This window comes from Gordonia sp. AC31, from assembly GCF_031844505.1.
Lineage (GTDB): Bacteria > Actinomycetota > Actinomycetes > Mycobacteriales > Mycobacteriaceae > Gordonia > Gordonia hongkongensis.
In genome coordinates this window covers 1-1,717 of the sequence record NZ_JAUZVK010000070.1, presented here as the reverse complement: position 1 = coordinate 1,717, position 1,717 = coordinate 1, and the positions used below count along the sequence as shown (strand labels likewise).

The window sequence follows — 1,717 nt, the reverse complement described above, 5'->3', positions numbered from 1 at the left end:
GTTCGCGGCGACGTTGATGATCAGGTTGAGCGGTGGGTGCGCGGACGTGATCACGACTACCTCGACATGTGCATGAATAGCGCACCGAGCCGTAACCCGATTGGTGTCTATTTCCACGAATTGCGATACGCGAACGGTCAAATTGAGATTGACGGCGAGATTGACGGCACATTCACCGCTGATGTCGACGAGGAGGACCCCGACCCCCAGCGTTGGACGCGCAGCCGCGGTGCCGAATTCGACTATAGCGGGGCGTTTACGGCGACATTTGCCGAAGTAGGGCTCACAGACATAGGCATCAGTATCAGCGACCCAAGTGAGAGTTGGTGGCGCACAACACTCCATTCCATGGAGCAAACGGATTGATCCTGACCCAGACACGAGACCCATCGGCTTGGGAGTTGAAGATCCCCGACCCGTAGCGGCAACTGAACGCCGACCTGTTTGGCCTCTACACGGGTTGCGAAGTTTCGGTGAAGGCATGCCTAGAAGCACCAGCACGGCAGTACCGGTAGTACCGTTGGTTCTGCCCAAGATAGGGGAAGGGAGTAGCTGCACTGATGGCACCACCGACGGAAGAGCTGGATCGAGGCCCACTAGGCCGCTTGACCGAAGCCGGGTTGGCCAAGGCAATGCGGCAGATGCGTGGCCTTCGCCGCGCTATCTTGTCCTACTGGTACGCGACCCTCGAAGACAAAACCGCGGCCCTCATTGAGGCAACGAGCGCATGTCTCGTTGTCAATATCCTCGATGAATCTGTCTTCGAGCCGGAGTTCGGCGAACCCTACAAGAAATTGCGTGAGCGTTCGCCCGGCGGTCGGGTAGTGACGGGGTTAGAGCTTGTACGCAACTGTGAAACGCATTCGCCAGTCACTTTCGACGACCTGTTGGTCCAGAACCGCGCCTATAGCGTCCCGATGAACGCTGGCGCCCAGGTTATGAGAGCGGTGTGGCACTGGGCGGACTACGCAAATCTTCCGACGGACTACGTCGGACTATGTGGGCCTGATTCCTCTGAGTTTCAGAAGCGGGCTCGCAAGGAGGCGCAGCACGGTTATCGCGATAGCGTTGCGGGTAGGTCGGTGGTCGAGACCCTGTTTGATGCTGAGCGCTTCTTTCTATCGCTCGAACCACGGCTGGCGGTAGCTCTGCGGCCCGCGCTAAGGTACTCATTCGCTGAAGTCCAAGAGGACGCGCTGACGGTTCTGCACCGCCCCCTTGAAGGATTCGTTGGCGCCGTGCCGCTCCCAGATCTTTCGAATCACTGGGATGAACGGACGACGGCTTTGGCGCCGCCCGCCGATCGCTACGTCGAGAATCTTGTAAAGAGAAAAAACAAGGATGTTCCCGCAGGTGAGAAACGATTCGTTACCCACAAGATCGTGAGTGGCCAGGGTGTTGTCGGGTATTCTGGCGACGTTGAAACGGCTACAGGTGAGCACATGGCCTGGGTCGAGCGCAGTGCTCAGATCGCCCGCGACATTCGAGCGGGCTACCAATACGTCGTCGCGCTTGGCGACGACGAGATTCTGGTAGCGGCCAGCGATAATCTTGTTCTATCGGCGTTTATCGGTGGTCGCGACATGCTCATGGAGTTGGATGGCGCGCCGGACTCGCGAGGCTTGGACCGTCTACACGCGGTGGAGGCATATCCTGACCTGTACGTTTCGATGAGGCGTGGGTTCTGACCGCGTGGCGAGCGGCGGCCATGTTCTGA

The 1,717-nt window shown here is 58.8% G+C and carries 2 protein-coding genes; both read left to right on the top strand.

Going from position 1 to position 1,717, the window contains the following annotated elements; translation table 11 throughout:
• Positions 1 to 366, top strand: a 366-nt coding sequence (locus Q9R39_RS24585; RefSeq protein WP_311278447.1) for a hypothetical protein, incomplete at its 5' end; no start/stop codon positions are given.
• Positions 367 to 605: 239 nt separating this feature from the next.
• A complete protein-coding gene (locus Q9R39_RS24580; protein ID WP_311278446.1) occupies positions 606 to 1,688 on the top strand; it encodes a hypothetical protein in 1,083 nt (360 codons plus the stop codon).
• Positions 1,689 to 1,717: the final 29 nt, after the last annotated feature.